19 protein-coding genes are annotated in these 22234 nt (G+C 70.1%); 7 read left to right on the plus strand and 12 right to left on the minus strand.

Translation table 11 applies throughout. From position 1 onward, the window contains the following. The first annotated feature begins 168 nt into the window (after positions 1 to 168). Complete coding sequence (locus ACIQF0_RS26110; RefSeq protein WP_401033305.1) at positions 169 to 831, plus strand: response regulator; 663 nt, start codon at positions 169 to 171, stop codon at positions 829 to 831. 7 nt (positions 832 to 838) lie between these two features. Here ACIQF0_RS26110 and ACIQF0_RS26115 read toward each other — a convergent pair whose 3' ends face one another. Together ACIQF0_RS26115 and ACIQF0_RS26120 are read right to left on the minus strand one after the other, a co-directional pair. Further along, entirely contained in the window at positions 839 to 1792 is a 954-nt protein-coding gene (locus ACIQF0_RS26115) for a Rieske 2Fe-2S domain-containing protein (RefSeq protein WP_401033307.1), read from the minus strand. 1 nt (position 1793) lies between these two features. Further along, a complete protein-coding gene (locus ACIQF0_RS26120; RefSeq protein ID WP_401033309.1) occupies positions 1794 to 3017 on the minus strand; it encodes a hypothetical protein in 1224 nt (407 codons plus the stop codon). Positions 3018 to 3221: 204 nt separating this feature from the next. On the opposite strand from ACIQF0_RS26120, the gene ACIQF0_RS26125 reads away from it, so the two are divergent. Beyond that, complete coding sequence (locus tag ACIQF0_RS26125; RefSeq protein WP_401033311.1) at positions 3222 to 5369, plus strand: MMPL family transporter; 2148 nt, start codon at positions 3222 to 3224, stop codon at positions 5367 to 5369. 45 nt (positions 5370 to 5414) lie between these two features. Here ACIQF0_RS26125 and ACIQF0_RS26130 read toward each other — a convergent pair whose 3' ends face one another. Continuing rightward, entirely contained in the window at positions 5415 to 6842 is a 1428-nt protein-coding gene (locus ACIQF0_RS26130; protein WP_401033313.1) for an ATP-binding protein, read from the minus strand. Then, complete coding sequence (locus ACIQF0_RS26135; RefSeq protein WP_401033899.1) at positions 6839 to 7522, minus strand: response regulator transcription factor; 684 nt, start codon at positions 7520 to 7522, stop codon at positions 6839 to 6841. Before ACIQF0_RS26135 ends, ACIQF0_RS26130 begins: the two co-directional genes overlap by 4 nt. Positions 7523 to 7765: 243 nt before the next feature. Between ACIQF0_RS26135 and ACIQF0_RS26140 the strand changes: the two genes are divergently transcribed. Further along, a complete protein-coding gene (locus ACIQF0_RS26140) occupies positions 7766 to 8938 on the plus strand; it encodes an FAD-dependent oxidoreductase (RefSeq protein ID WP_401033315.1) in 1173 nt (390 codons plus the stop codon). Between the two features lie 59 nt (positions 8939 to 8997). On the opposite strand, the gene ACIQF0_RS26145 is transcribed toward ACIQF0_RS26140, so the two are convergent. The 4 genes from ACIQF0_RS26145 to ACIQF0_RS26160 all read right to left on the minus strand — a co-directional run bounded on the left by ACIQF0_RS26145 (position 8998) and on the right by ACIQF0_RS26160 (position 14439). Then, positions 8998 to 9735 carry a chitinase gene (locus ACIQF0_RS26145; RefSeq protein ID WP_401033317.1) on the minus strand — a complete coding sequence of 246 codons (738 nt, stop codon included), beginning with the start codon at positions 9733 to 9735 and terminating at the stop codon, positions 8998 to 9000. A gap of 301 nt (positions 9736 to 10036) precedes the next feature. After that, positions 10037 to 12367, minus strand: a complete 2331-nt coding sequence (locus ACIQF0_RS26150; protein ID WP_401033319.1) for a family 78 glycoside hydrolase catalytic domain — start codon at positions 12365 to 12367, stop codon at positions 10037 to 10039. Beyond that, positions 12364 to 13161: an alpha/beta fold hydrolase gene (locus tag ACIQF0_RS26155; RefSeq protein WP_401033320.1), complete on the minus strand. Its 798-nt coding sequence runs from the start codon at positions 13159 to 13161 to the stop codon at positions 12364 to 12366. The genes ACIQF0_RS26150 and ACIQF0_RS26155 overlap by 4 nt, the downstream gene beginning before the upstream one ends. A 9-nt stretch (positions 13162 to 13170) precedes the next feature. Beyond that, positions 13171 to 14439: an MFS transporter gene (locus ACIQF0_RS26160; protein ID WP_401033322.1), complete on the minus strand. Its 1269-nt coding sequence runs from the start codon at positions 14437 to 14439 to the stop codon at positions 13171 to 13173. A 129-nt stretch (positions 14440 to 14568) separates the two neighbouring features. Here ACIQF0_RS26160 and ACIQF0_RS26165 point away from each other — a divergent pair, with 129 nt between their 5' ends. Both ACIQF0_RS26165 and ACIQF0_RS26170 read left to right on the plus strand, forming a co-directional pair. Next, positions 14569 to 15312: an IclR family transcriptional regulator gene (locus ACIQF0_RS26165; protein WP_401033324.1), complete on the plus strand. Its 744-nt coding sequence runs from the start codon at positions 14569 to 14571 to the stop codon at positions 15310 to 15312. Positions 15313 to 15356: 44 nt separating this feature from the next. Beyond that, positions 15357 to 17141, plus strand: a complete 1785-nt coding sequence (locus tag ACIQF0_RS26170; RefSeq protein ID WP_401033326.1) for a glycoside hydrolase family 3 protein — start codon at positions 15357 to 15359, stop codon at positions 17139 to 17141. Here the strand turns inward: ACIQF0_RS26170 and ACIQF0_RS26175 are convergent. The 4 genes from ACIQF0_RS26175 to ACIQF0_RS26190 are packed head-to-tail and all read right to left on the minus strand — an operon-like array spanning position 17125 to position 20680. Next, positions 17125 to 17838, minus strand: coding sequence for an alpha/beta fold hydrolase (locus tag ACIQF0_RS26175; protein ID WP_401033328.1), 714 nt, complete (start codon positions 17836 to 17838; stop codon positions 17125 to 17127). The genes ACIQF0_RS26170 and ACIQF0_RS26175 overlap by 17 nt on opposite strands. Continuing rightward, the gene (locus tag ACIQF0_RS26180) at positions 17835 to 19109 is read right to left on the minus strand and encodes an amidohydrolase family protein (protein ID WP_401033329.1); all 1275 of its coding nucleotides are present in this window, start codon (positions 19107 to 19109) and stop codon (positions 17835 to 17837) included. The genes ACIQF0_RS26175 and ACIQF0_RS26180 overlap by 4 nt, the downstream gene beginning before the upstream one ends. A 25-nt stretch (positions 19110 to 19134) precedes the next feature. Next, complete coding sequence (locus tag ACIQF0_RS26185; RefSeq protein ID WP_401033331.1) at positions 19135 to 19911, minus strand: SDR family NAD(P)-dependent oxidoreductase; 777 nt, start codon at positions 19909 to 19911, stop codon at positions 19135 to 19137. A 13-nt stretch (positions 19912 to 19924) separates the two neighbouring features. Beyond that, positions 19925 to 20680, minus strand: a complete 756-nt coding sequence (locus tag ACIQF0_RS26190) for an SDR family NAD(P)-dependent oxidoreductase (protein ID WP_401033332.1) — start codon at positions 20678 to 20680, stop codon at positions 19925 to 19927. Positions 20681 to 20805: 125 nt separating this feature from the next. Here ACIQF0_RS26190 and ACIQF0_RS26195 point away from each other — a divergent pair, with 125 nt between their 5' ends. Both ACIQF0_RS26195 and ACIQF0_RS26200 read left to right on the plus strand, forming a co-directional pair. Continuing rightward, positions 20806 to 21363 (plus strand): carboxymuconolactone decarboxylase family protein, encoded by a 558-nt coding sequence (locus tag ACIQF0_RS26195; RefSeq protein ID WP_401033334.1) that lies wholly within the window; start codon positions 20806 to 20808, stop codon positions 21361 to 21363. Continuing rightward, positions 21360 to 22232, plus strand: coding sequence for a fumarylacetoacetate hydrolase family protein (locus ACIQF0_RS26200; RefSeq protein WP_401033336.1), 873 nt, complete (start codon positions 21360 to 21362; stop codon positions 22230 to 22232). The genes ACIQF0_RS26195 and ACIQF0_RS26200 overlap by 4 nt, the downstream gene beginning before the upstream one ends. The last annotated feature ends 2 nt before the right edge of the window (positions 22233 to 22234 follow it).

The following is a 22234-nucleotide window of genomic DNA, read 5'->3' on the forward strand; positions in this document are numbered from 1 at the left end:
CACGGCGGCTGGAACGAACCCGCGCCGGCGACCACCCGGCCCTGAGCACCGTTTTAACAGTCGTCTCAGGTCCGCTCGGTATGAACTGGGCATCGCCGGGCGACGCGGTGCCGGCCCCGCACCGGACGGCGGCCGGACCGTCCACGCGACCCTGAAAGGCAGCCGTTCATGATCTCTGTGCTCGTGGTGGACCCCCAGCCGCTGCAGCGCTTCGGGTTTCGCATGCTGCTGGAGAGCACCCCCGACACCGAGATCGTCGGCGAGGCCGAGAACGGCGCCGAGGCCGTGCGGCGGACCACCGAGCTGCGACCCGACGTGGTGCTGATGGACATCCGCGTGCCGGGCGTCGACGGGATCGAGGCCACCCGGCGCATCGCCGCCGCCGGTGGGCGTTCGCGAATCCTCGTGCTGACGACGTTCGACGTGGACCGGTACGCGTTCGCCGTGCTGCGGGCCGGGGCGAGCGGGTTCCTGCTCAAGGACACCCGCCCGGAGGAACTGCTGGCCGGCATCCGGGCCGTCGCCGCCGGGGACGCGGTGATCGCGCCGGTGCTGACCCGGCGGCTGCTCGACACGTTCGCCGACCAGCTCGACGACCTCTGCGGGCCCGTGCGGAAGGATCCCCGGCTGGACTCCCTGACCGGCCGCGAGCGCGAGATCCTCGTCGCCATCGGCCACGGCCTCACCAACGGCGAGATCGCGCGCCGGTTCACGCTGTCGGAGTCGACGGTGAAGACCCACGTCGGGCGGGTCCTCGCCAAGATCGGCGCACGGAACCGGGTCCAGGCCGTCATCCTCGCCTACGACCTGAGACTCACCCGGCCGATCTAGCGCTTCGTCAGGCGAGCACCACCTGGCCCTCAACGACCTTGACCGGGATCTTGATCAGCGGTGCGGGTGCCGGCCCTCCGGTCACCTGTCCGCTCTCGTCGTAGGTGGCGCCGTGGCAAGGGCACTGGAACCCAGGGCCGACGTAGGAGACCGGGCAGCCCTGATGACTGCAGGTCGCGTTGAACGCCAGGAAGGTGTCCGGCGACGGGCGCAGGAGATGGGCGGGCGTCCCGTTCGGCATCGTGAAACTCTTCGACGAGCCGACTGCGACGTCGTCGACGGCAGCGATCACCGCGCCGTGGCTCACCGAGTCCGCGGGCGAGCCGGCAGGGCGCCGGGCGAGCGCCAGCACGCTGCCCGCGGTGACTCCGGCCGCGGTCGCCGCCCCCGCGATCAGACCGCTTCGCAGCACGGTGCGCCGCTCGACGTCGTCCTGCACCGTCCCGTTCTCGTCCGGCGCGGGGTGCGGCGGCAGGCCGAGCCCGTGCCGCACCTTCGCGCGCAGCCGGGCACTCAGCGACAACACCCCGGCGTCGCCCGCGATCAGCAACGGGGTCCAGGCGAAGGCGAACACGATGTCGGCGCCGACGTAGTACGGCCGAGTCGTCCAGCTCACCGTCAGGAAGAAGCTGAGCGAGAGGAGGACACCGCCGAGTGCGGCGAGCCGGGTGAACAGCCCGAGCAGGGTGCCGAGCCCGACCGCGATCTCCCCGAAGGCGATCGCCGGCCCGGCGACGGTCGCGTGGTCGGCGGCCAGCGAGACCAGCGGGCCGATCGGGGAGGTCGCGGCGGCGTTCACCATCTGCGCGTGGACACCGAGTGGGGAGGTGTCGTCCAGGTAGTGCGTGTCGAGGAGCTTGGACAGACCGGCGTAGGCGAAGGTGCCACCGAGAAAAGCACGCAGTGGCAGCAACACCCAGACCGGCGACCGCCTCGGGGAATCCCAGCGCAACCGTGTCATGTCAGGACTTGCGGGGGGAGACCGTCATGATGCCCGCGCACATCTCGTCGCTGGTGCCGTCGCCCCACACCACGTAGCGCGGCGGCAGCTTGCTCAGCTGTGGCAACCGTTTGCGCAACCCGGCGTCGTGCGTGCACGTCACCCGCAGCGTGTCCCCCGGACCGATCTCCACCGGCTCCGGCAGCTTCACCAGCCGCTGGTTGTCGAAGTCGAACTGCGGCACGTCCAGCACGACCTTGGCGTTCGGCCTGCCCGGGTTGAGTTCGACCTTGATGGCCCGCCCGAGCAGGTGCATGTGGCCGAAACCGGCGAACAGCGTCATCGGCGCCGGCACCTCGTGGTCGCAGGTCTGGGTGTTGCCGGGCTTCGGCGCGCTCTGGCCGCACTCCTCCAGCTGACGATCCGCGGTTTCACCGACCTCCGGTCCGAACCGCTTCGTCACGTCCGCGATCGAGGCCGCCCGGTCGCAGAGCGGACCCGACTCGTCGGCGGTGCAGGGCAGCTCGGTCGGCGCGTCGAGCGGGAACGTGTCGAGTTCCCGGGTCTGCGGCGTGCCCTCGGTCAGCCGCAGCCGCACCGCCGTGCGATCCGACCCGGCCGGCTTGCCGTCGGTCACGAGCAGGTTGTAGTGCATCTGGAGGATGAGCAGGCTGCCCGGCTCCAGCTTGAAGCCGGCGTCCTGGGTGTACAGCGTCTCCGTGGCGCCCGGCGCCCAGGTGTCCACCCACGTCGCGCCAGGGTCGGCGCTCTCGTCCTCGCTCTCCACGTCGGCGCCGACCACGCCGGTCCCGCCGAAGCACTGCCAGCCGAGGCCGGGGGTCTTCGCGTCCTGCTCGCGCACGAGGGCGGCGCCGCCCGGCGGCACCGCGTACACGATGGCGTGGTGCGCGAGGGCGACGTTCTCCGGCATGACCTGGGTCCCGGTCAGGAACTCCGCCTTGGTCAGGCCCGGATCGATCACCTGGCACCGGTACTCGTCCGTGCCGCCGCCCTCCGGCGGAGCGGGCGTGTAGGCCTCGGCCATCTTCAGGTCGGCGAACCGCTCACCGGCGCGCAGCGGCTGCGTGGGAGCCGGCGGCTGGCCCGCGTGTCCGTTGTGCGGGCCGGGCGGGACGGGCGCCGCGCCGTTGCCGGCGTTCGACCCGCAGGCGACGACGGCGAACGCCGTCGCCAGCGCCACGGTGGCCGCCCCGAACCTCCACAGTGGACTTCCAGTTCTCGTCATGGCCCCAACGCTAGGGCGAAATCCGTCCCGTTTCGTCGTACCGCGGTCGTCACTTCGGGAGGGGCGCGGTACGACGGTACTACTCCGAAGAGTCCTCTTAGGACTCATGGCGGGCCTGAGCACCGCGTTAACGGTCCTCTCAGATTCGCTCGGTAGGAAGTCGGCGGCAGACAGGCGAAGCAACACGTATGGAGGAGGCTGGTAATGGCAGTCGACACAGCGCCGTCCGGGAAAGCACCGGCCGGTCGGTTGGCAGGCCGGTGGGTGCCGTGGTTGGTGATCGGCTTGTGGTTGGTGCTGACGGTCGTCATGGGGCCGTTGAGCGGAAAGCTGAGTTCGGTCACCACCGACAAAGCCGTGGACACCCTGCCGGCCGGCGCCGAGTCCACCAAGGTCGCGGTGCTGGAGGACGGTCTTCCCGGCGGGAACGACAACACGTTCGTCTTCGTGTACCACCGCGACAGCGGCATGACCGACGCCGACCGCGCGACGGTCGAGCGCCACCACGACACCCTGGCCAAGCGGTACCCGCCCAAGGTGGCTGCCCCGCCCGGCGAGGACGAAGAGGGCCCGCGGACAAGACCCTCCAACGACGGCAAAGCGATGATGTTCACCCTCGACGTGAGCACGGCCTACGGCGCACCGGAGGCCATCGTCGGCCCGCTGCGCGACGCCGCGAAGGACCGCCCCGCCGGCCTCCAGCTCGAGGTGACCGGCCCGGCCGCGGTCGAGGGAGACATGGACGCCGTCTTCGACGGCATCGACCTGCAGGTCCTCCTCACCACCATCGTCGTCGTCACGCTCCTGCTCGTCATCACCTACCGCAGCCCGGTGTTGTGGCTCATCCCGCTGGTGGCCGTGGGCGCGGCCGCACTGACCTCGATGGCGACGGTCTACCTGCTGGTCAAGGGTTTCGGCATCGTGGTCAACGACCAGAACTCGGCGCTGCTGACGATCCTGGTGTTCGGCGTCGGCACGGACTACGCGCTGTTGCTCATCGCGCGATACCGGGAAGCGTTGCACCACCACGAGAACGTCCGGGTCGCGATGGTCCACGCGTTGCGCGGCGCGGCGCCGGCCATCGTCGCGTCCGCGGCCACCGTGGTCGCCGGTCTGCTCTGCCTGCTCGTCGCGGACCTGAACAGCACCAGCGGATTGGGCCCGATCGGCGCGGCCGGCATCCTGTGCGCGCTGGTGGCCATGCTGACGCTGTTCCCGGCGCTGCTGGTGGTGCTCGGCAGGCGGATCTTCTGGCCGGCCATCCCGCGGTTCAGCGCGGCCGTGGGGGAGAAGCCGGGCCTGTGGGTCCGGCTCGGCGCCACCATCAGCCGCCGCCGGTGGGTGGCGACGCTCGGCTCGCTCGGAGTACTGGGCGTGCTCACCATCGGGCTGACGGGCAACACCGGTGCCCTGCGGGAGCAGGACCAGTTCGTGTCCGCGCCGGAGTCGGTCACCGGCTTCACCGTTCTGCGCCAGCACTTCCCGGAGCTCGGTGGCCAGCCGATGACGATCTTCACGCGGCCGGCGCACCAGGAACGGGTGCTCGACGTCGTCAAGGGCACTCCTGGTGTGGCAGCGGCCATCCCGGGTCAGACGAGCGGAGGCTGGGCCGACATCTCCGTGTTCCCGACGGACGCGCCGGACACCGCCGCGGAGTACGACACGATCAAGCGGGTGCGCACCGCCGTGCACGCGGTGAGCGGGGCGGAGGCGATGGTCGGCGGGCCGAGCGCGGAGCACCTCGACACCGAGGTGACCACCAGCCGCGACGAGCAGCTGGTGATCCCGCTGGTGCTCGTCGTCGTCCTGCTCGTCCTCGGACTGCTGCTCCGGGCGATCGTGGCCCCGCTGGTCCTGATGGCCACCGTGATCGTCTCGTTCGCGGCGGCCTTCGGCGGCAGCGTGTTCGTCTTCGACACGATCCTCGGGTTCAAGGGCGTCGACTACTCGGTGCCGTTGCTGGCGTTCCTGTTCCTGGTGGCGCTCGGCGTCGACTACAACATCTTCCTGGCCAGCCGGGCCAGGGAGGAGACCGTGCGTCTGGGCACCAGGGAGGGCATGCTCAAAGCCCTCTCCGCCACCGGTGGCGTCATCACCTCGGCAGGCCTGGTCCTGGCGGCCACGTTCGCGGTCCTCACCACGCTTCCGCTGGTGATGCTGATCGAGGTCGGGTTCCTGGTCGCCTTCGGCGTGCTGCTCGACGCCCTGCTGGTGCGGTCGGTCCTGGTGCCCGCCCTCACCCTGCTGATCGGCCGGCGGATGTGGTGGCCGAGCCGGTTGTCCCGGCCGGTGGTGTCGCAGGACGGTCAACGGCCGCTTGCCGACGACGAAGAGCTTGTGCTGCAACGGTGAGTGCGTGGAGATCCGGGACGGGGAACGAGTCCCGTCCCGGATCCTTCACGGCCTGACGGTGGTGAGCCGTGGCAGCGGAACAGCAGGAAGGTCGACGCGAAGCAACGCGCCACCGCGTGCGGAGCGGCCCACGGTGGCCCGGCCGCCGTGGGCGTCGACGACCCGTTGCACGATCGACAGCCCCAGACCGGATCCCGGCAACGCCCGAGCGCTGTCGGCACGGTAGAACCGGTCGAACACCCGCGGTACGTCGGCGGCGTCGATGCCCGGCCCGGCGTCGTCGACCTCGAGCACCGCCGACGCGCCTTGGGCACGGAGCCGAACCTGGACCGGCTGGTCCGCGGGGGACCACTTGCCGGCGTTGTCGATGAGGTTGAGCACCGCCCGTTGGAGCGCGGCGGGACGCCCGCTCACCCACACGGAGGTCACGTCGAGCACGACCTCGACGTCGGGCGTGCGGGAACACGCCTGGGTCGCGGCGGCCGCCACCACGTCGGCGAGGTCGAGCAGTTCGGTGCTCTCGTCGCTGACGTCACCGCGCGCCAGGTCGGTCAGCTCGGCGGCAAGGGTGCTCAGCTCGGCCACCTGGGAGCCGAGATCGTTGAGCAGCCGGGTCCGGCTCTCCGAGGACAGTGCGCTGCCCAGGGTGCCGCGCCGATCGAGCCGGATCAGCAGTTCGATGTTGAGGCGCAAGCTGGTGAGCGGGGTCTTGAGCTCGTGGGCGGCGTCCTCGGCGAGCAGCCGCTGGGCCTGCCGGGAGTCCCGGAGCGCGGCGAGCATGTCGTTGATCGACCGGATCAGCTGCCGGATCTCCCCGCCGCCCTCGTCCGGGATGTCGGCGTCGAGATCCCGGGTGTGCGCGACACGGACCGCGGCGGCGGTGAGCCGGTCGATCGGTGCCAGCCCGGTCCGCGCCACGGCCCGCCCGACCAGGGCGCCGCAGACCACGCAGAGCAGCCCGATCAGCAGCATGCCCAACCCGAACTGGTTGATCGGGCTGTCGTCGGCCACGCGGGCCAACTGGACCGCGCCATCGCCCGCCCGCAGCGTGTAGACGAGGTAACCGTCCTCGTCGCTGTCGCCCGCCTCCACCAGGTCGGCCGACGCGCCCTGCACCACGCGCCTGGCCTGCTCGCTGACCGGGGGCAGCGCGGGCTGGCCGACCGGCGTCCGGACCGAGCCGTCGGGCAGGACGACCCGCACCAGCCGACCGGATCCGGGATACGGCGGTAGCTCGACCTGCGCCAGACCGGCGCGCTCCGCGCTCGCAGCCAGGACGCGGGAGTCGGCGCGCAGCTGTTCCTCCGCGGTGTCCTGCAGCTCCCGGTCCAGCAGCTCGCTGGCCACCTGGAAGGCCATGAACACGCTGGCCGCGATGGCCGTCGCCGCGATCACCGTCATCCTGGTCCGCAGGGACTGCCGACGCCACCACCGGGTCAGCCGCCGCGAGCCCCGGCCGGCGGGCCTGTTCACGGAGGAGTCTCGCGCAACGTGTACCCCAGGCCGCGCCGCGTGTAGATCAATCGCGGCTCACCCTCGGCCTCCATCTTGCGGCGCAGGTAACTCACGTACACCTGGAGGTTGTTGGACGTGACGCTCATGTCGAAGCCCCAGATCGCCCCGAACAGCTCGCCTCGGGTCAACACACGGGTCGCGTTGCGCACGAGGACTTCCAGCAGGAAGAACTCGGTCCGCGTCAGACGGAGCGGCCGCCCGCCCCGCCACGCCTCGAACCTGTCGGGATCGACCCGGAGGTCCGCGAACGTCAGGATCTGCGACTCGTCGTCACCCGTCGCGCGGCGGCGCAGCAGGGCCCGAACCCTGGCCAGCAGTTCCTCGGTGGCGAACGGCTTGGGCAGGTAGTCGTCGGCGCCCGCGTCCAGCCCGGCTACCCGGTCGGAGACCTGATCCCGTGCGGTCAGCATCAGCACCGGCAGATCCCGGCCCGCAGCCCGCAACCGCCGGCAGGTCTCCACCCCGCCGAGGCGGGGCATCATCACGTCGAGGATCAGCAGATCCGGCTCGTCGCCGTCGATCCCGTCGAGCACGGCGAGACCGTTGGCGACGGTGCTGGTGTCGTAACCCTCGACCTGGAGCACCCGCTCCAACGACTCACGGATGGCCGCCTCGTCATCCGCGATCATGATCCGCACGCAGGCCCGCCCCCTCCAGTCGATGCTTTTGCCGCTCATGGTCTCCGATGAACCTGAGGCCAGGGTTAGAGCGTCGCCGCCGACGCACCAGCTTGCCGGATCGTGAGAACGCACCTAGGGTCGGCTGCGACGTGCGAAAGTCACTGCCCGGTAGGTAGTCCGGGTGACGCGTGAGCGTTCGTGCAAGTACCTGTGATCAGGTCACCAGTGCGTCCTTTGTCGACCATCGACCAAAGGACGACCGTGTCTGATTTGAAGGTTCTCATCATCGGTGCCGGTCTCGGCGGCCTCACCCTCGCCCATGCGCTCCGCGGTCGCGGAATCGACGTCGCCGTCTTCGAACGCGACACGAGCCCGTGGGATCGGCCCCAGGGCTATCGCCTGCACCTCGACTCCGACGGGCTTGACGCCCTCCGAGAAGTGCTGACCGACGAGCTGCACGCCGTGTTCGAGGCGACGGCACAACGCACCGAACCGTTCACGACGATCCTCAAGACCGACCTCTCGGTCATCAAACGCTTGCCGGAACGCGATGAACACCGCAACGTCGACAGGGCGACGCTGCGCCAGATCCTGCTCGCCGGAATGGACGACGTGGTGCGGTTCGGCCGTGGCCTCTCACACTACGAGAGCGACGAAAGCGGTGTGACCGCCTATTTTTCCGACGGGTCGACCGCGCGAGGTGACGTGTTGGTCGGTGCGGACGGCATTCGCTCGGTCGTGCGTGATCAGCGTGCACCGCAGTGCGGCACCGTGGACGCCGGGATCACCGCGATCTACGGACGCGTGGCGGTTCCGGTCGCGGAGCCGTTGGTACCGGCCGAGACGCTCACGGACATCTTCACCATCGCTTCAGATGAACGGAAAGTCTTCCTAGGGCTCGGCTCTGTGCGGTTCCCGGTGGCTCCCCCTGAAGCAGCTCGGCGACACGCGGCCGGCATCTCCATGCGTGATAAGGAGGACTACGTCGTGTGCGTGGTCGGCGGCCGTCATGAGTACTTCGACGGCGTGCGCGACCTGGACGCGCACGCACTCCGCGAGGTGGCGGCCAAGATTCTTGGCGCCTGGCCCGGCCGTGCCGCCGAACTCGTCAGCCGCGCGGACTCCGGCTCCTTCTTCTCGGTGCAGATGTACACCAGCGTGCCGTCGGTGCTGGACACCCCCGCGAACGCCACTCTTCTCGGCGACGCGATTCACGCCATGACACCGACGCTCGGTCGCGGGGCCAACATCGCGATGCGTGACGCCGCCCTGCTCGGCCGCGCACTGCAGTCCGTTGTAGACGGACGGGTCGGCCTTTCCCGCGCGCTGGCGGACTACGAGCAGGAGGAATTGGTCGGCTACGGGTTCTCTGTTGTCAGGGAGGCCGCGCGGATCGGAGAGCAGCGCATGGGGCAGAACCCTCTGCAAAGCTGACCCGTGCGTGCGACTGCGCGAGGGCCTTTCGCCTGAAAGGCCCTCGCGCCGCGGTCAGGTCAGCAGGACAGGTTGTCGCCGGCCGGGACTCCGAGGATCCCGGTGATCTGCGTGTACTTGTCGATCCGGCTCTGCACCTGTGCCGGGTTGCCGCCGTTGCACTCGATGGAGCCGTTGATGCTGCGGATGGTCTCACCGAAACCGCGGCCGTTGACCATCGCGTCGTGCGGGGTCATCGTGCCGGGGCCGCTTTGGGTGTTCCAGTACCAGAGGCCGGTCTTCCACGCGACGGCCGCGTCCTGCTCGACGAGGTAGGGGTTGCCGAGCAGGTCGATGCCGAGGTTGTCGCCGGCGGCCTTGTAGTTGAAGTTCCAGCTCAGCTGGATCGGCCCGCGGCCGTAGTACGCGGCCTGGCCCGCGGGACAGCCGTAGGGTTGGCCGGCGTCGCAGTAGTGCGGGTAGTTCGCCTGGTTCTGCTCCACGATGTGAACGAGGCCGCCGGTCTCGTGGTTCACGTTGGCCAGGAACGCTGCGGCTTCCTGCTTCTTCACCGTGTCGTCGCCGGTGTTGGCGAAGGCGGGGTAGGCGTCGAGGGCCGCCGTCAGACCGCTGTACGTGTAGAAGCTGTTGCGGCCGGGGAAGATCTGGTCGAACTGAGCCTCGCTCACCACGAAGGACGCGTCCGATGTGGACGGTTGGGCGGACGAGGTCGTGGCGGGCAGCACCAGCGCGCCGGTGGTGGCGACGAGCGCGGCCACGGCCACTCCGGCGCGCTTCAGGAACCGGGGTGTCGACATTCGGAACTCCTCTTGTCATGTCGGTCGTGCGCGGTACGACCGATCCCGTGGGACTACGGCAATAGGTATGGACCAATCGTCGGGGCGTGAAACCGCTCTCACGCCAAGTGGCCACGACCGGCCCAGTGATCGCCCTGCTGTCTGGCGGTGAGTAGAGGGCGGGTGGGCCGAATGGATGACAAACGAGGCTGAAGGGAAGCGGCATCTCTACTCTCCGTAGAGATGCTCTGGCTGATGTGACGACCAGTCGGGTGGCCTTGTGGGCCGGTGGAGCTTGGGTCACGCCGACACGGCGCCAGGGTCAGGCCTCTGTGCCGTGGTCCGGCATCCGACAGGCAAGGCGGTGGATGCCAGGTCCCACCTCATGGGCCGTTTCGCCGGGCAGCCGCACCTCGGCGACAGTTCCGGACGGCACGTCCAACTCGAGAGCGAATCTTTCGTCGTCGAGCCGCCAGGCCACGGAAATGGTCCCGTGCCGTGTTGTGTGTGTGGTTGAGGTGGACCTGATGCCTCCACCGGGGCGAGGCTCGACGCGGAACCGCCGCCACGTCGGCTCCACCCGTCGCAGCCCTGCCACGTACCGGTGCAGGAAAGAGATGACGGCGCCCTTGGAGTAGTGGTTGAGCGACTCGTGCGGCGTTCCGTTCTCGTCGACCCCCTCCCAGCTCTCCCACACGGTGGTCGCCCCGCGGTCGATCATCGTGAGCCAGGACGGGGGACTGTTCTGGAACAGCAGTGCGTATGCGAGGTCGAGGTGTCCGTGGTCGGCCAGCGCGGGCAGCAACAGCGGCGTGGCGAGGAAGCCGGTGCCGAGGTGCTTGCCCTTGCTGGTGACGAGGGCGGCCAGGTCGTCGGCGACCCGTTGCCGGTGCTCGTCCGCCACCAGTCCGAAGGACAGCGCGCGGACGAGGTTCGCCTGAGTGTGCGGGACAACGTGTCCGTCGGCGTTGACGTACTCGGCGCGCCAGGCGGCTGAGGCTGCTTCCGCGAGCTCGTCGTACCGTGCTGCTGATGCTGTGTCGCCGAGCAATGCGGCGATCGCAGAGGCGTGGCGGGCCGACCAGGCCAGGTACGCGGTGGCCGTGTCACCCTTGTCCGCGGCGATGAAGGCGGCGAAGTCGGACACGTCCTCACCTGGCACCAGCCACTCGCCCCAGTGGAAACCGTTGTCCCACAAGTGCTTCTCGTGTGCAGCGGGTTCGGGACGCCGAACGATCCTGTCCGGGTGCCTGGCCGCGGCCGCCAGTCGCCGCGCGCGGTCGAGCCAGCGCGTGATGTGCGGCCACATCTCAACGAGGACAGCGACGTCGCCGTATTCCTGATACAGCTCCCACGGCACCAGGACGATCGCGTCACCCCAACCCGCTGAGCCGTTGAGACCTCGGAGCGGACCGGTGCGCTCGGCGACCGGCATGGGTGCCATGTTGTTCAGCGTGCCGTCCGTCCACTGAGCGGCGGCGAGGTCTCGCAGCCACTTCACCGAGAAGCCGTGCACGTCGTACAAGTACGTCGCGGTCGGTGCGAACAGCTGCCAGTCACCGGTCCACCCGGCCCGTTCCCTGGTCGGGCAGTCGGTGGGAATGTCGCAGGCGTTGCCGCGGAAGCTCCAGACCGCGGCCTCGTGCAGCCTGTTCGCCCGGTCGTCGTCACACCGGAACGTGCCGCGGGGCCTCAGGTCGGTGTGCACCACCACTCCGGTCACGTCCACAGTGGACAGCGGGCCGGGATGGCCCTCGACGCGGACGTAGCGGAAACCGTGCGTGGTGAAACGGGGTTCGAACACGTCACCGTCGACACCGGCGGACACCACGCGGTCGACCTGACCCGCGGTGAGCGGTTGCGGCAGAAAAGGGACGTCGGGAACGAGATGTTCGGTGGTGACGTCGCCGTCGCTGTCGACGGCCTCGCCGTGGGTGAGCACCAACTCGGTACCCGCTGGGCCGAGCGAGGTCAGCCGAACCCGGCCGTTGATGTTGCGCCCGAGATCGACGACGTGGGCGGAACCGACCTCGGTGACTGCCACGGGGACGATCTCCTCGATGGCTCGCACCGGCGGCGACGGCGACACGACGAGGGTCTCGGTGCCGACCGCCTGCGCGGCAACCGGTCGCCAGTCGTGAACACCGACCAATCGGCGGTCCTCGTGCTGCCCTTCGATGAGGTCCGCGACGGTGATGTGGCTGTGCGACCACTGCCACGAGTCCCCGGTGCCGGTCGTCGTCGTGGAGCCGTCCTCGTACGTGATCGTGAGCTGGGCGAGGAACGCGGTGCGGTCTCCCCACTGGTCCGCGGCGCGGGTCAGGCCGACCTGGCCGCGGTACCACCCGTCGGCGAGCAGCGCGCGCAGTTCGGAAGCACCCGGCCGCAACAGCGACGTGACGTCGTACTGCTGCACTTGCAGGTGGTGCGTGTAATCGGTGTACCCGGGAGTGAGTTCGTCCCTGGTGACGCGCATTCCGTCGATGGTCAGTTCGTAGATCCCGTGCGCGGTTGCCCACAACACGGCACTGCGCACGGGCTTGGTCACCACCAGTTCGCCACGCAAGGCGTACGCGGGCCGGGCACCGGGAGTGCCCCGCGCGTCGGTCGGCGAGATCCACGTGGCCGACCACGTCACCGGCAGCTCCGTCACGAACCGCTCTCCTGCGTTTCGGCGAGGAACTCGATGACCGTCGTGTGGAACTCGAGGCTGCCACCCGCGGTCATGTGGTCTCCGGCGACCAGCCTCAGCGAGGCACCGGGGATTGCGGCGGCCAGCACCTCCGGCCGGGTCGCGAGTGGATCGGCGTCACCCGCGATCACGAGGGTCGGCGCGGTGATGGCACCGAGGTCGACGGGTCCGGCGTGGGCGGCCAACGCCTGGGCGGCCAGCGACGGACGGTCGGAGCCGACCGCGTCCGCGAACCCCCGGAACGCCGCGAGTGCGGGAGGCAGGCTGGAGAGGTCGTCCGTGAGCAGCGCCTCCGCGAGATCGGCGGTGGGGATCACGCGGGTGTCCACGCCGCCGAGTTCGACCAGGCCCGCACCCGTGCCGCCGAGCACCAGCCGCCTGACCAACGGCTCGCGGGACGCGGTGATCGCGGAGACGACCGATCCCATGGAGTAGCCGACGAGGTCGACCGCCGGAACGTCGAGCCGGGCGATGACGGTGCGGAGGTCGGCCGCCATTCGCTCTTCGCCGTAGCGGGCCGGGTCGGGGGACTTCTGCGAGGCGCCGTGGCCCCTGGCGTCCACACCGATCACGGTGCGGCCGGCGGCGAGCAGCGCGGCGACCATCCCGCGGCCTGCCCACTCCAGCAGGGTGTTGCTGATGAAACCGTGCTGGAGCAGCACCGGCGGCAGGTCCCCGACCGGCGAGTCCCAGCGGTGGACGGCGATCTCGGTGCCGTCGTCCACGACGACCGTCGAGGTGATCGGGTTCGTCATCGGTGCTTCCTAGGAGGCTCGGCGGATCGGCAGGATGAAGAACGCGCCGAGCAGACCCGCGGCGGCGCCGAGGACGAACAACGCGGTGAAGTTCTGCGGTGCGGCGGCGGTCGCGCCGATGGCGAGGACCGCGGGCGCGATCGCGGGGATCAGGGAACTCGGCAGCGTGCTCGCGATGTTCATGATTCCCAGGTCCTTGGCGGGGTTGTCCGGGTCCGGCAGCAGCTGGGTGATCAACGCGATGTCGACGGCGAAGTAGGCGCCCTGACCGAGTCCGACGATCGCGGTGGCCACGAGGAACATGCCGAACGACGTGGCGAACGCGGCGGTCGTCAGCCCGGCGGCGAAGATGACCGCGGCGGCGATGACGAACGGCTTGCGCCGGCCGACGCGGTCGGAGAGCTTCCCGGCCGGCGGCGCGAACAGCAGTGCCGTCGCGGTCAGGACCAATGTGGACAGGAAGACCGCGTTCGCGACCTCGGCGGGCGGGTAGTGCAGCACCACGATGAGGTAGAACGGTTGGTAGGCCTGGATAGCGGCCACGCCGAGGAACACCATCAGCCTGCTCAGCCAGGCCCAGGCGAAGTCGGGCCGGCGGCGTGGGTTGACCCAGAACGTGCGCGCCAGGTCGAGCCACCCGAAGGGTTCCTTGCGCGTCCAGCGCGGGTCGGACAACCGGAAGGCGAACAGCACGCAGCCGAGTGCGGCGACGGCTGCGGGGAGCAGGATCATCGCTCCCAGGTTCGGGGCGACGAGCTGGGCGATGAACAGCCCGACGACCGCACCGACCGGCAGGCTCAGCCCGACGATGGCGGACGCCGGACCACGGCGGTCGGGGGAGAACTGGTCGGCCACGACCGCGGTGCAGGCCACGGTGGCGGAGCTGAAGCCGAGCGCGGTGGCGATGCCGGACAGGACCAGCACCGGGGTGCTCTGCCCGACCAGCATGAGCACCGCGCCCAGGACGAACAACGCGGCGCCCAGGAGCAGGAACGGCCTGCGCCTGCCCAGCCGTCCGGTGGTGCGGTCGCTGAGCCGTCCCAGCACGGGGAAGGACAGCAACGAGAAGAGGGCACTGATGCCGATCACCGTGGACAGCAGGGTGGTCGCGCCGGAGGGGTCGATGACCGTCGCCTTGAGGGAGGTCGTCAGGACGGCGGGGACGAGATTTCCCATGCCCGCGCCCACGGCGGCGAGGCCCAGGAAGAAGAGGAAACCCCCGCGGGGGTTCCGCCAGGAGACGGACTCGATCGGCTGGTCTTCGAGGAAAGCGCTCATCGTTGGGCACCTTTCGCCGCAGTTACGGGCGAGGATGGCCACCGGCCTCGGGTAAGGTCTGCGTTCGTGCCAACCAATGAAACGCCGGCGCGGAAGCGGGGGCGTCGGCCACCGCACGGGGAGCCCGTCGTGGACCGGGCGCTGGCACTGCTCGCGGCGTTCGACGCGGAGCACCGCACGCTGTCGCTGGCGGAGTTGAGCCGCCGTACGGAGATGCCGCCGAGTTCCGCACTGCGCCTCGCGAACCGACTCGTCGAGTGGGGCGCTCTTGAGCGTGACACCGGCGGACGGTTCTCGGTCGGGTTGCGCCTGCTGGAGGTCGCCACCCTGGCCCCACGCGGCCACGGGCTGCGGCACGTCGCGTTGCCGTTCATGAACGACCTCGCCGAAGTCACCCGGCAGCACGTCCAACTCGCGGTGCGCGACGGGATGCAGGCGATGCTCGTCGAACGGTTGTCCTCCCGGCACGCCGCCCCGGTCGACTACCGCATCGGAGGCAGGCTTCCGCTGCACTCGACCGGTGTCGGTCTGGTGCTGCTCGCGTTCGCGCCGCTGGAGGTGCAGGAGGAATTGCTCTCCCGGCCCGTCTACAGCGAGCCCGACAACAGGCTGATCCCGGCGGACAAGCTGCGGCGCACGCTCGCGGAGGTGCGCCGCGAACGGCTCGCGATCTTCCGGCGCGACGACGAGCACGAGTCGATCGTGTCGGTGGTGGCGCCGGTGTTCGGGCCGGACGACACCGTGCCGGGGGTGCTGGGGGTGCTGGTGCCGCAACGGGTCGCCCAGCCGCGCAGGCTCGGTCTCGCCGTGCAGACCGCGGCGCTCGGCATCTCACGAGAACTCGGCGCACGCCGCACCGTTTCCATTGAATGACACACCGATGTGGATGAACCCGCTCCCGGGCTCATGATCGGCCCATGCAGCTGTATCAGGACCCGAAGCATCCCGCCGAAGTCCGCGCCGACGACCTGATCGGCAGGATGACCCTGGCGGAGAAGGCGGGTCTGCTCTGCCACGCACCCGTGGCGGCGAGCCCGGAAGGCGACCTGGTCGAGCAGTCGCACGGACCGTTGCCGGTGGCACCCACCACGCACGCGGTCGAGGACCTGCACCTGCGGTGCCTCAGCCTGATGGCGCCGGTCTCCGCAGGCCCGCTCGCCCGGTGGCACAACCGCGTGCAGGCGCTCGCGGAGAGGAGCAGGCTGGGCATTCCCGTGCTGGTGTCGTCGGATCCGCGGCACTCGGCCAACGCGAACCCGCTGACGTCCGTGCCGTCCGGCAACTGTTCGCGCTGGCCGGAACCGCTGGGACTGGGAGCGCTGGGCGACGAGCGGCTGGTGCGCCGGTTCGCGTCGGTGGTCAGGACCGAGTACGCGGCGGTCGGCATCCGGCTCGCGTTGCATCCTATGGCGGACCTGGCGAGCGAACCGCGCTGGTGCCGGATCTCCGGGACGTTCGGTGCGGAACCCGGACTGGTCGGCCGCCTCGCGGGTGCCTACGTCGAGGGGCTGCAGGGGCCGTACGTCGGCCCGTCCTCGGTGGCGGCGATGGTCAAGCACTGGCCGGGCGCCGGTCCGCAGGCCGGTGGCGAGGACGCGCACTTCCCGTCCGGTCAGGAGCAGGTCTATCCGGCGGGCCGCTACGAACTGCACCGCGCCCAGTTCGGTCCGGCGCTGCGGGCGGGCGCCGCGGCCGTGATGCCGTACTACGGCCGTCCGGTCGGCGTTCACGGCTTGCGGGAGGTCGGGTTCGCGTTCGACGCGGAGGTGATCGCCGGGCAGTTGCGGCGCGGCGAGGGGTTCGACGGTCTCGTCTGCACCGACTTCGGGCTGCTCACCGACTCGGTGCTGCCGGACGGATCGGTGTGGCCCGCACGGGCGTGGGGACTCACCCACCTCAGCCGGGCGGAGCGGGCGCGGCAGTTGCTGGAGGCGGGCGTCGACCAGTTCGGGGGCGAGTGGTGTCCGGAGGTCGTCGTCGAGCTGGTGACGACCGGGCAGGTGACCGAGACGCGGATCGACGACTCGGTGCGCCGGGTGCTCACCCTGATGTTCCGGCTCGGGTTGTTCGAGAACCGGTACGTGAACGAGGAACGCGCCGCGCGGATCGTCGGCCGGGCGGACTTCGTGGCCGACGGTGCTGAGGTGCAACGCAGGTCGATGGTGTTGCTCGGCAACAACGGCGTGTTGCCGCTCGCCACCGGAATCCGGCTCTACGTCGAGGGAATCGACCCGCAGGTGGCCGCGCGTTACGCGTCCGTTGTGGACGATCCGGAGGACGCGGACGTCGCGCTCGTGCGCATCGCCACCCCGCACGAGCCCAGGCCGCGGCTGCCGGAGGCGTTCTTCCACCAGGGGCGGCTCGACCTGTCCGGCGACCAGCGTGAGCACCTGCTGCGACTCATGGCCGTCGTGCCCACCGTGGTCGACGTCTTCCTGGAACGCCCGGCCGTGATCCCGGAACTGGCCGAGCACGCGGCGGGACTGGTCGCGGACTTCGGCGCCGAGGACGAGGCGGTCCTGGACGTCGTGTTCGGGCACGAGCGGCCGGAGGGCAGGCTCCCGTTCGAACTGCCGAGCTCCATGGCCGCCGTCGCGGCCCACCCCGAGGACCTCCCCGGCGGCACCGAGAACCCGCTGTTTCCGCTGGGTCACGCCGTGGAGACCGGGAACTGGATTCCCCGCGTCACGCGGACCTCATGACCGAGCGGAGAAAGGCCACGGATCGGTCCACAACGGACTCCGTGTCGGCGTCGATCCACATGTGCCGTGCGCCGGGAACGATCTCCAGTTCGACCGGGGCACCCGCCGTCCGCAACGCGTCCGCCATCCTGATGCTCTGCTCGAGGGGCACCAGGTCATCGGCGTCGCCGTGCATCAACAACACCGGTGGTGCGGCAGCGTGGACGTGCGTGAGCGGGCTTGCCGCGCGGGCGAGGTCAGGCACCTCGTCTGGCGCTGAGCCGAGCAACCCGGCCTCACGGGAGTCCGGTCCGCCCGGCATGGCCAGCAGATCGGTCGGCGGAAACCACGCCACCACGCCCAGCACTCCCTTCGCGCTGCTGAGCGCCGCGAGCAGTGCCAGGTGCGCGCCGGCCGACTCACCGAGCAGGAACACCGGGCGCCGCAGGTGGTCGAGCGCGACCAGCACGTCCTCCAGCGGGGCGGGGAACGTGGCCTCGCCGCTGAGCCGGTAGTCGACCGCCGTGACCGCGAACCCTTCCGCGACAAGGCGTTCGAAGAAATCCGGTACGACCGGGTGGCGGCGGGAACCACGTCGCCACCCGCCGCCGTGCAGGTACACGACGGTCGCCACGGGATCGTCCGGAAGGTGCAGGTCGAGCTCCAACGGCCGGAATCCGAGCACCTCGCGGTAGACGACGCCGTGCTCGGACCTCACGCGGCCAGCGCTCCGGACAGCTTGTGGAACCGGCCGCCCTGCACGATCGCCAGCAGGTTGCCCGGATCCTGGAGCACCGTCACGTCCTCGGTCGGATCCCCTTGCACGACAAGCACGTCCGCGAGGTAGCCCGGGGTGAGCCAGCCGACCGGCAGGTCCAGGACCTGGCCGCCGTACTGCGTGGTGGCCCGCAACGCCTCTGCGGGGGAGTAGCCGAACAGGCGCACGAACAGGTCCAGATCCCGCGCGTTGCGGCCGATCGGGTTGTTGGGGAACCCGTAGTCGCCGCCCGGCAACACCCGGAGGCCGCGCTTGCGCAGTTCCGGGTACAGCTCCGTCATCGCCTCCAGCGACCGCACCGAACCCATCTTCTCCGCCAGCGCGGTGTCGATGCCGAACTCGGCGCCCTCGTGGACGTTGGCCCACATGATGCCGACGGCGGGGGAGAGGAAGATCGAGTTTTTGTGCTCCTCCAGGAGGTCGATCGCCTCCTGATCGGCGTACGAGCAGTGGTAGATCGAGCGGAACCCGGCCCGGACCGCCAGTTTGATCGACTCGGGTGCCTGCGCGTGGCAGTTGAGCCACACCCCGGACTCCCGGGCCTGCTCGCCCGCCGCGCCGGCCTCCTCGGCGGTGTACTGGGTCACCATCGAGCCACCGTCGACGAACACGTCGTCGTTGCTCATCAAGAGCTTCACGCTGTCGAAGCCGAGCTCCGCCTGCTCCTTGACGAACGCGCGGACCGCGTCCGGCCCCCTCTCCTGAGGTACCGGCCCGGCAGGTCCCATGCGCACGGGGTTGTTGTCGCGCTCGAACGACGCCGCGCGCATGCGTGGACCGGGCACCACGCCCGCGGCGATCCTGTCGCGCAGCCACACCTCGGTCGGCACCGGGGTGAGCGACCCGGCGGAGTAGGCGCTGGTGAACCCGTGGTCGAGCAGGATGCGGGCGTTGCGTTCGGCGATGGCCAGGTGCTCCTCCGGCGTGGGCATGTGGTGGAAGAAGCTCACGTCGAGAGGCGGGTTGAACGACGGATCGATGTGGCCGACCGCGGACGGGAACGTGAGATGGCTGTGCGACTCGACCATGCCGGGCATGACCGTGGTGCCACGGCAGTCGATCACGTGGTCGTCGGGGCCGGCCTCGGCGGTGCCGGCGGGCAGCACGGCCTCGATCCGGTCGCCGCGCACCACGACGTCTCCCGGCACGGCGGGGGAGCCGGTGCCGTCGAAGACGTTGCCACCGGAGAAGATCAGGGTTCGGTGTTCCATGCTGACCGTCCTCGTCGTCGGTTGATCATGCACCGATCATGTTGTAACCGCCATCGGCGAGCACGAACCCGCCGGTGATGTGCGCGGCGTCCTCGGTGGCGAGGAACAACGCCGCGCCCGCGAGCTCTTCTGGGCGGGGGATCCGGCCCATCGGGGTGTTGTCCCGCAACGTCTCGGCGCGTCCGGACCGCCAGTCCTGACGGCCCAGCGTCGCCTCCGTCTCGATGAACCCCGGCGCGAAGACGTTGACCCGCACGACCGGGGCGAAGGCGTGGGCGTAGGACTTCGTGAGTCCGATGATCCCGTACTTCGCCGCCGCGTACTGCGGGGCCCGCGCGCTGCCCCGCACGACGACCGTGGACCCGATGTTCACGATCGCCCCGCCGCCCTGGCCGAGCATCCGGTCGCCGAACTCGTGCGTGCAGAACAGGGTTCCCTTGATGTCGACTGCGAGCACGTGGTCGACCGACTCCTCGGTGACCTCACGCCACGACATCTGCTCGCGGGCGACGTCGCCGACGTTGTTGATCGCGACGTCGACGCGGCCGAAGTGGCTCCACGCCTCGTCGGCCATCCGCACGACCTGGTCGCGTTCGGCGATGTCGGCCTGCACCAGGAACGCCTTGCGGCCCTGCTGTTCGACGCGCTCGGCCGTGCGTTCCGCGCCGTCGCGCGACGAGCGGTAGTGCACGGCGACGTCCGCGCCCTCCTGCGCCGCGCGCACGGCGATCTCGGCACCGAACCCGGTACCGGCGCCCGTGACGAGCACGGTCTTGCCGGCGAACCGCTGGGGATGGGTCACGTCGGTCTCCGTTTCAGACGAGAGTGCGGCCGCCGTCGGCGTACAGGACATGCCCTGTCACGAACGCCGACTGGTCGGAGCACAGGAAGAGGATCGGTCCCACGAGGTCGTCGACCGTGCCCAGCCGTCCGGCGGGCACGAGCGCGGTCAGTCCGTCGCGGATGCCGGGTTTGTCGAGGTGGGCACTGGTCAGGCCGGTCTCGGTGTAGCCGGGAGCGACCGCGTTGACGGTGACACCGTGCGCCGCCCACTCCCTGGCCATCACCCGGCACAGCTGGTTGACCGCGCCCTTCGTGGCGGCGTACGGGGCGTGCTCGGCGTGGGCCAGCAGCCCCGAGACCGAGGACAGGAAGACGATCCGGCCGCGGCGCGCCCCGACCATCAGGCCGCCCGCCGCCCGTGCGGTCCAGAACGCGCTGTCCAGGTTGATCGAGACGATCCGCGCCCACACCTCGTCCGGGGTCTCCAGCACGGGACGCCGGTCGTTGACGCCGACGGCGTGCACGAACACGTCCAGCCCGCCGAGCGATGCGGCCGCTCCCTCGACCGCGGCCTTCGCCGCCGCCGGGTTCGTGAGGTCCGCGAGGCTCGTCCGCAGCTTCGTACCGGCTGCCTCCGCGGCCCGCGACACCTCGTCCAGCCTGCTGTCGTCGACGTCGGTGACCACGACGTCGGCGCCTGCCGCGGCGAGCGCGACCGCCGCCGCGGCACCGATGCCGCCGGCACCCGCGACCAGCGCGCGCCGTCCGGTGAGACCCAGCCAGTCCAACTCTGCTCCTCCGTCGGCGGAACCGAGGTCCGACGCTAGGAGCCTGCCTCCGCGAGCGGGAGCCGGTGTGCCATTGGTTGGCACATGGGGCGGGCTGTTCCGGTCGCGTTGGTGAGATGGCGGCCATGACCAGACTGCCGCACCTCACGCCCGCCGATCTGGACCCGGCGCAGCGGGCGCTCTACGAGGTCATCACCGGTGGCCCGCGCGCGAACGGACCGTTCGCGCTGACCGACGACACCGGACGCCTGAACGGTCCGTTCAACGCCATGCTCTTCGCACCCGCGGTAGGCGCGGCCCTGCAAGGACTGGGCGCTGCCGTGCGCTACGAGACCTCGTTGAGCGGCCGCATCCGTGAGCTCGCCATCCTGGCCACGGCCGCGCACTGGGACTGCGAGTTCGAACGGTTCGCGCACGAACCGGCCGCACTGGCCGCCGGCGTGACCCCGGAGCAGCTCGCAGCCGTCCGCGCGGGTGAAGTGCCGGAAAGTCTTGACACCGTTGAACTGTCGGCCGTGTCGTTCGTCCGCGTGTTGCTGCGGGAATGCGACGCGGACGACGAGACCTACGCCTCGACTGTGTCAATCATTGGCAACAAGATGGTCGTGGAACTGACCGCGCTGGTGGGCTACTACTCGACGCTCGCACTCCAGCTGCGGGTCTTCCGAGTGGGGAGCCCATGAAACTCGTGACCTTCGACGACCACCGCGTCGGCCGCATCGCCGACGACCTGGTGCTCGAACTCGACACGTCCTCCACCCGTGAGTACTTCGAGCGCGGAGGCGACGTCCCCGAGACCGGCCGCCGAGTTCCGCTGGCCGAGGTCCGGTTGCGCGCGCCGATCGTGCCGAAGAAGTTCTTCCACACCGCGGGGAACTTCCGTGAGCACCACGAGGACCTCGTGCGGGTCAACTGGTCGCACCCGGTCAACAAGGGGATCGTGTTCTTCCAGAACGTCGACGCGATCATCGGCCCGGACGACGACGTCGTGTACCCCGGTCACCTCACGCGGGAGCTGGACTACGAGTTGGAGATGGCCGTCGTCATCGGCACACCGGGGAAGTTCTTCTCCGCGGACCAGGCCGCCGAGCACATCGCGGGTTACCTCGTCTTCAACGACATCACGGCCCGCGACATCCAGCGCCGCGAGATGGAGTCCGGCGTGTTCTCGTTCTCCAAGGCGATCGACACGTTCTGCCCGATCGGCCCGTACATCGTCACGGCGGACGAGGTCGGCGACCCGCACGACCTGAACATGGAGCTGCGCGTCAACGGCCAGGTGCGGCAGAAGTCCCACACCGGCCGCATGTCCGTGTCCATCCCACAACTGGTCGCCTACCACTCGCCCCAGACCTACAGCGCCGGCGACCTCATCACCACCGGCACCGTGGCGGGCGTCGCGGCGAGCACCGACGACCCGTTCGCGAACTACCTCAAGCCCGGTGACGTGGTCGAGGCGGAGATCGAGAAGCTCGGTGTGCTGCGCAACCGCGTGGTGTCGTGGGAAGACGCCCACGGCACGCCCCCGCCCACGGCGGACGGGTGGATCTGACC

This window comes from Lentzea sp. NPDC092896 (assembly GCF_044754905.1).
Lineage (GTDB): Bacteria > Actinomycetota > Actinomycetes > Mycobacteriales > Pseudonocardiaceae > Lentzea.